The organism is Allobosea sp. P1_A7, from assembly GCF_056406775.1.
In genome coordinates this window covers 1-7,004 of sequence record NZ_JBFTZN010000305.1, presented here as the reverse complement: position 1 = coordinate 7,004, position 7,004 = coordinate 1, and the positions used below count along the sequence as shown (strand labels likewise).

Sequence of the window (7,004 nt, the reverse complement as noted above, 5' to 3'; positions counted from 1 at the left end):
CTCGACAAGTATTCACTGGCTGACGCGGTCCGGATTTCGACCTTCCGGTCCCTCTCTCGAGCACCGCGAGCYGCGCTGTGTGATGACCGGGGGGAGAGCGAATGGTTGCCGGGCTGACTGTCGCAGAACGCCAGAGTGCCATCACGATATCAGCGCTTGTCGCCTTCTGCGGGCTCGTGATGGCGATCGCCGGGCACGACGACCTCATGGGGGTTCATGGCGTCATCGTCCTTCTCTGCGGGCTCGGCGGYGTCTTCCTGGTCCTGTCGAAGTATTTCGAGCCGGAGCCATCCGATGAGCGYCTGGYGCACTACTACGATGACCCGACCAAGGTTGGCATCGTGCTCGCCCTCGCCTGGGGCGTCGTCGGCATGTTTTTCGGGGTCTGGGTTGCCGCGCTCCTCGCCTGGCCCGACCTGACCTTCGACGCCGCCTGGGCGAGTTTCGGYCGCATTCGSCCCGTCCATACCTCAGGCGTGATCTTCGGCTTCGGCGGMAACGCGCTGATCGCCACCTCCTTCCATGTGCTGCAGCGCACCACGAGGGCCCGCCTGCCGGATCAGATCAGCCCSTGGTTCGTGCTGCTSGGCTACAACCTGTTCTGCGTGATCGCCGCCAGCGGCTATCTGATGGGGCTGACCCAGTCCAAGGAATATGCCGAGCCCGAATGGTATGCCGACATCTGGCTGGTCGTCGTCTGGGTCGTCTACTTCCTGATCTATATCCGCACCCTGCAGCGGCGGAAGGAGCCGCATATCTACGTCGCCAACTGGTACTACATGGCCTTCATCCTGGTCGTGGCGGTGCTGCACATCGTCAACAACCTGGCYGTGCCGGTCTCGTTCGGCCATGCGAAAAGCTATTCGCTGTTCTCCGGCGTGCAGGATGCGATGACGCAGTGGTGGTACGGCCACAACGCGGTCGCCTTCTTCCTGACCTCGGGCTTCCTCGGGATGATGTACTACTACCTGCCCAAGCGGGCGGACCGGCCGATCTTCTCCTACCGGCTGTCGATCATCAGCTTCTGGGGCATCACCTTCATGTATATGTGGGCGGGCTCGCACCACCTGCACTACACCGCCCTGCCGCAATGGGTGCAGACGCTGGGCATGACCTTCTCGGTCGTGCTGCTGGTGCCATCCTGGGCCTCGGCCGGCAATGCACTGGCGACCCTCAACGGTGCCTGGCACAAGGTTCGCGACGATGCGACGCTGCGCTTCATGATGGTCGCCGCCGTCTTCTACGGCCTGTCGACCTTCGAAGGCTCGTTCATGGCGATCCGGGCCGTCAATTCGCTGTCGCACTACACCGACTGGACGGTCGGCCATGTCCATGCCGGCGCGCTCGGCTGGGTGGCGATGATCACCTTCGGCTCGCTCTACGCGCTGGTGCCGTGGATGTGGAAGGTCGATCAGATCTATTCGCCCAAGCTGGTCGAGGTCCATTTCTGGCTCGCACTGTCGGGAACCGTCATCTACGTCTTCTCGATGTGGAACTCGGGCATCATCCAGGGCCTGATGTGGCGCACCTATAACTCCAGCGGCACGCTCGCCTTTTCCTTCATCGACAGCGTCGTCGCGATGCATCCSTACTACATCGCGCGAACGGTCGGAGGCCTGCTGTTCCTGCTCGGGGCGATCGTCGCCTCCTACAATGTCGGAATGACGATCCGGATGGCGCGCGCGCGGACTGCGCCGCAAGCGGCCGATCCCGACCAGCCTGCCCTGCCAGTGGCCGGGCCGGCGCTGCAGCCGGGGGAGTGAGACCATGGCCGAGTTCTTCCATCGCAGGCTCGAACGCAGCGCCATCGGCTTCGTGCTGGCCATCATCGGCGTCTCGGCGATCGGCGGCTTCGTCGAGATCGCGCCGCTCTTCACCATCCACGAGACGGTCGAGACCGCGCCCGAGATGCGCGTCTACACACCGCTCGAAACGGCCGGGCGCAACATCTATATCCGCGAGGGCTGCTATGCCTGCCACAGCCAGATGATCCGCACGCTGCGCGACGAGGTCGAACGCTATGGACCCTATTCGCTCGCGGTCGAGTCGAAATACGATCATCCGATGCTGTGGGGCTCGAAGCGCACCGGCCCGGACCTGGCGCGGCTCGGCGGCAAATACTCCGACKCCTGGCATGTCGCGCATCTGATCAATCCGCGCGAGGTGGTGCCGCAATCGGTCATGCCGAAATATGGCTGGCTGATGCGCAACGAGTTGCGAACCGAGGATCTCGGCCAGCACCTCGCCGCRCTGCGCGTTGTCGGCGTGCCCTATACCGATGCGATGATCGCGAATGCGAGCGCCGATGCCTATGGCCAGGCCMRCCCCGAYAGCCCCTATGCSAGCGGCGTCAGCGAGCGMTACGGCGAGGCCACCACCATGCGGGCGTTCGACGGGCAGCCAGGCCGCCTGACGGARATGGACGCGGTGGTTGCTTATCTCCAGGTCCTGGGCCGSCTGACCGATGCGGCGCATCGGCTGACGGCGKCCACGGCAAGGTGAGRCGATGGACATCGATCATCAATCGCTCGTCGGCTTCGCCAAGAGCTGGGGGCTTTTCTACCTGATCGCGCTGGCAGCGGGCGTGCTGATCTATGCTCTGTGGCCCTCGAACCGGGCCCGCTTCGACCGCGCCAAGAAGAGCATTCTCGACAAGGACGACAGGCCGRGGGACTGAAACATGGACCAKGCGAAGCGGGACCCCGTCACGGGACAGTTGACGACCGGTCACGAGTGGAACGGCATCGAGGAACTCGACACGCCGATCCCGCGCGTGGTGCTGTTCTTCCTGGCGGCCTCGACGCTGTTTGCGGTGGTCTATTGGCTGCTGATGCCGGCCTGGCCGCTCGGCTGGACCTATACGAAGGGTCTGCTCGGCAACGACCAGCGCCAGATCGTGGCCCGCCAGGTCCAGGATGCGGCAGCCGAGCGCGCCGGCTGGACCCAGCGCATCGCCAACGCCTCGTTCGCGGAGATCGCCGCCGACCCCGCGCTGATGCGCCATGTGCGCGACACCGGGCGGGCCCTGTTCGGCGACAACTGCGCCGTCTGTCACGGCAGCGATGGCAAGGGCGGACCAGGCTTCCCCAATCTCGCCGCGGGCTCGTGGCTCTGGGGCGGCGAGCCCGAGGCGATCGCCGAGACCATCCGCGTCGGAATCAATGGAACAAGCGGGCAGACGCGCGCCGCGCAGATGATGGCCTTCGGCCGCGATGGCATGCTCGACCGCGAGCAGKTGTCAAACGTCGTCGCSTATGTCCTCTCGCTTTCCGGGCAKCCGCTCTCGGAGGCGGACCAGGCGCGTGTGCCCGCCGGCAAGCAGGTGTTTGCAACGACCTGCATCGCCTGCCACGGCGAGGACGGCAAGGGGCGGCACGATCTCGGCGCGCCGGACCTGACCGACGCCAACTGGATCTATGGCGGCGATCCGCAATCGGTCTTCGACAGTGTCCATAACGGGCGCCAGGGYCATATGCCGAGCTGGGAAGGCCGCCTSTCGCCGACCGACATCAAGYTGCTTGCGCTCTATGTCGGCACGCTGCGGGACGGCGCACGATGAGCCCCGCAACCAACGGGCAAGCGCGGCGGCCCGGCAGCCGGCGGGCGCTCTGGCTGGCGCTGCTGATTGCAGGAGCCGCGCTCGTCGCCTTCGCCAATGCGCATCTGGTCTATGTCGCYATYGGTTCGCAGCCGGACTGCGTGCCGCATGCGAAATCGGCGGGCGAAGCAGGCACGTTTCGTGCCGCCCGCCCGGCCTGCTGAAGCGGGGAGGAGCATCGTGGGCACGATCAAAGACGGCCAGATCGAAAACGGCCAGGACATCCCGCTGCCCCTCGCCGCACAGCGACGGCGCAACCTGCCGGCAGGCGCGGCCCTGGCCTGGCTCGGAGCAGGCTGGCGCGATCTCTGCCACAGCCCCGTGCCGAGCCTGCTCTATGGAGCGGCGGTGTTCCTGGTGTCGCTCGGCATCGTCTGGGGGCTGTTCCGCTACGAACTCGACTACATCCTGCTGCCCGCTCTCGCCGGCTTCATGGTGGTCGGGCCAATCCTGGCGATCGGCCTCTACCAGAAGAGCCGCGACATCGAGGCCGGCCGCGCCGTCAGCCTCGCGCGCATGATCTTCGTCAAGCCGGCCTCCGGCGGCCAGGTCTGGTACACCGGCGCCATCCTGTGCCTGCTGATGCTGGTCTGGATGCGGGCYGCGGTAATCATCTATGCGCTGTTCTTCGGCTTGCGGCCGTTCCCCGGTCTCAAGGATGTCCTCGCCATGCTGGTCTCGACGCCGGAGGGCTGGGCGATGCTGCTGGTAGGCACGGTGGCGGGCGGCCTGTTCGCGGCCTTCTCCTTCGCCATCAGCACCTTCGCGATCCCGATGCTGCTCGACGAGAGGGTCGACGCCTTCACCGCGATGGGCACCAGCATCTCGCTGGTCTGGAACAACCTGCCGGTGATGCTCGCCTGGGGCGCGATCGTGCTCGCGCTCTTCCTCCTGAGTGTGGCGACCGGGCTGCTCGGGCTGATCATCGTCTTCCCGCTGCTCGGCCACGCGACCTGGCATAGCTATCGGGCGATCAGATGAGCTGCTGCGCGCCGCCGTTCGACGTCTCCGGCACGTTCGACGGTTCCGCGGCCCGGCAGGAAATCCGGCTCGCCAGCCGCGAGCTGGGCGACGGCCTCAGGCAGGCCGATCTCTCCGTTCCCGACGTTCACTGCGCGGCCTGCATCCGGACGATCGAGACCGGCCTGATGCAGATTGCCGGTGTCGAGCACGTCCGGGTCAACCTGTCGACCCGGCGCGTCGCCGTGAAGTGGCGCGGCGAGGAGGCCCCCGACCTGTTCGTGGCGCTGGCCCGGCTCGGCCATCCCGGCCACCTCTTCGAGAGCGAGGCGGACCGGTCCGATCCGGAACGCGCCCGCCTGATCCGGGCGTTGGCAGTCGCCGGCTTCTGTTCGATGAACATCATGCTGCTTTCGGTCTCGGTCTGGTCCGGCGCCGAACCGGAGACCCGCAGCGCCTTCCACTGGATTTCGGCCGCGCTGGCCCTGCCCTGCCTCATCTATTCCGGCCGCGTCTTCTTCGACTCGGCCTGGTCGGCGCTGCGCCACGGCCGCACCAATATGGACGTGCCGATCTCGATCGGCATCTGCCTCGCTTTCGGTCTCAGCCTTTACGACACGCTGCATGACGGCCCGCATGCCTATTTCGACGCTGCGACCTCGCTGATCTTCTTCCTGCTGATCGGGCGGACCCTTGACCATCTCATGCGCGAGAAGGCGCGTGCCGCGGTGCGTGGCCTGATGCGCCTGTCGCCGCGCGGCGCAACGGTGCTGCGGGCCGATGGCAGCCGCGACTATCTTCCGCTTGCCGAGATCGTGGCGGGCATGCGCGTCGCGCTCAGTGCGGGCGATCGCATTCCCGTCGATGGCGTGGTCGTGGAGGGAACATCCGAACTGGATTGCGCCATTGTCAGCGGCGAGAGCGCGCCGCGCACCGTGGCCATGGGTGCACCTGTGCGCGGGGGAACGCTCAACCTCTCCGGTCCGCTGACCATTGCCGCAACCGCCGGGGCCGAGACCTCCTTCCTCGCCGAGATGATCCGGCTGATGGAGGCTGCCGAGGGCGGGCGCGCCGGCTATCGACGCATCGCCGACCGGGCCGCCGCGCTCTATTCGCCGGTGGTTCACGCCACGGCCTTCCTCACCTTTCTCGGCTGGATGTTGGCAACCGGCGACTGGCACCGTGCGATCACCATCGCCATCGCCGTGCTGATCATCACCTGTCCCTGCGCGCTCGGGCTCGCCGTGCCGATCGTGCAGGTGMTGGCGTCGCGGCGCCTGTTCGAGAAYGGCATCATGGTCAAGGACGGCTCGGCGATCGAGCGCATGGCCGAGATCGACATGGCCGCCTTCGACAAGACCGGCACCCTGACGCTCGGACAGCCRCGCCTCGTCAATGGCGGCGSCATYGYCCCGGCGGATCTGGCGATCGCGGCCGAGATCGCCCGCCGCTCCAGCCATCCGCTCTCGCGCGCGATTGCCGCTGCAGCGCCGGCCGGCGGCCCCGCGCTGTCGGACCTTCGGGAATATCCCGGTTTCGGCATCGAAGGGTGGCTGCAGGGACAACTCTACCGCCTCGGTCGGGCCGAATGGGCGCTTGCCGCAGGCGCTGGCAGCCAGGAGGCTGGCACTGTGCTCAGCCGCGACGGCACGTTGCTCGCCAGCTTCGTGTTCGAGGAGACGTTGCGTCCGCAGGCGCAGGCCGCAATCGCTGCGTTGCGCAGCGAGGRCATCGCAATCGCACTGCTCTCCGGCGATACACAAGCCGCCGTGCACAGCATTGCCGCCAGGCTCGGCATCGGCACGGTCGCCGCAGGGTTGCTGCCCGCGCAGAAGGTCGCGCGGCTCGCCGCCCTCGCGGCCCAGGGCCACAAGGTGCTGATGATCGGCGACGGCCTCAACGATGCCCCTGCACTCGCCGCGGCTCATGTCTCGATTGCGCCGGCCTCGGCCGCCGATATCGGCCGCAATGCAGCCGATTTCGTCTTCCTGCATGACGGGCTCGACGCGATCCCGACCACACTCAAGCTCGCGCGCGGCTCCGCCCWGCTGGTGCGGCAGAATTTTGCGCTCGCGATCCTCTACAATGCCGTCGCATTGCCGATCGCGATTGCGGGCTATGTCACCCCGCTGATCGCGGCGCTCGCCATGTCGCTTTCCTCCGTCCTCGTCGTCGCCAATGCGCTGCGTCTCAAAGTGGATAAGGCCGGATCCCCTCGCCCGGCCGACGCGATGCCGGCAGAGCCGAGGCTGGCCGCGGAGCCGGGCCAATGAGCAGCCTCGTCTTCCTCGTGCCCCTRGCCCTCCTGCTCGGCGCCTCAGCGCTCGCCACTTTCCTCTGGTCCCTCAAGAGCGGCCAGTATGAGGATCTCGACGGAGCGGCCGAACGCATTCTGCTCGATGACAAGGACCTCGATGACAAGGACGACCGGATCGCGACGGGGGAG

At 66.9% G+C, this 7,004-nt stretch carries 8 protein-coding genes; all 8 read left to right on the top strand.

What is annotated here, in order from left to right; genetic code table 11:
• The first annotated feature begins 101 nt into the window (after window positions 1-101).
• A complete protein-coding gene (ccoN, locus tag AC1D34_RS32060; protein WP_476776864.1) occupies window positions 102-1,763 on the top strand; it encodes a cytochrome-c oxidase, cbb3-type subunit I in 1,662 nt (553 codons plus the stop codon).
• 4 nt (window positions 1,764-1,767) lie between these two features.
• Complete coding sequence (gene ccoO, locus AC1D34_RS32055) at window positions 1,768-2,502, top strand: cytochrome-c oxidase, cbb3-type subunit II (protein WP_476826410.1); 735 nt, start codon at window positions 1,768-1,770, stop codon at window positions 2,500-2,502.
• 4 nt (window positions 2,503-2,506) lie between these two features.
• Window positions 2,507-2,677 (top strand): cbb3-type cytochrome c oxidase subunit 3, encoded by a 171-nt coding sequence (locus AC1D34_RS32050; RefSeq protein WP_476826409.1) that lies wholly within the window; start codon window positions 2,507-2,509, stop codon window positions 2,675-2,677.
• Window positions 2,678-2,680: 3 nt separating this feature from the next.
• Window positions 2,681-3,559 carry a cytochrome-c oxidase, cbb3-type subunit III gene (ccoP, locus tag AC1D34_RS32045; protein WP_476826408.1) on the top strand — a complete coding sequence of 293 codons (879 nt, stop codon included), beginning with the start codon at window positions 2,681-2,683 and terminating at the stop codon, window positions 3,557-3,559.
• On the top strand, window positions 3,556-3,762 hold the full coding sequence (locus AC1D34_RS32040; RefSeq protein WP_441508155.1) for a hypothetical protein: 207 nt from the start codon (window positions 3,556-3,558) through the stop codon (window positions 3,760-3,762). Before ccoP ends, AC1D34_RS32040 begins: the two co-directional genes overlap by 4 nt.
• Window positions 3,763-3,787: 25 nt before the next feature.
• Window positions 3,788-4,579, top strand: coding sequence for a DUF2189 domain-containing protein (locus AC1D34_RS32035; RefSeq protein WP_476826412.1), 792 nt, complete (start codon window positions 3,788-3,790; stop codon window positions 4,577-4,579).
• On the top strand, window positions 4,576-6,831 hold the full coding sequence (locus AC1D34_RS32030) for a cation-translocating P-type ATPase (protein ID WP_476826407.1): 2,256 nt from the start codon (window positions 4,576-4,578) through the stop codon (window positions 6,829-6,831). The genes AC1D34_RS32035 and AC1D34_RS32030 overlap by 4 nt, the downstream gene beginning before the upstream one ends.
• Window positions 6,828-7,004, top strand: a 177-nt coding sequence (ccoS, locus tag AC1D34_RS32025) for a cbb3-type cytochrome oxidase assembly protein CcoS (RefSeq protein WP_476826411.1), incomplete at its 3' end; no start/stop codon positions are given. The genes AC1D34_RS32030 and ccoS, both read left to right, overlap by 4 nt.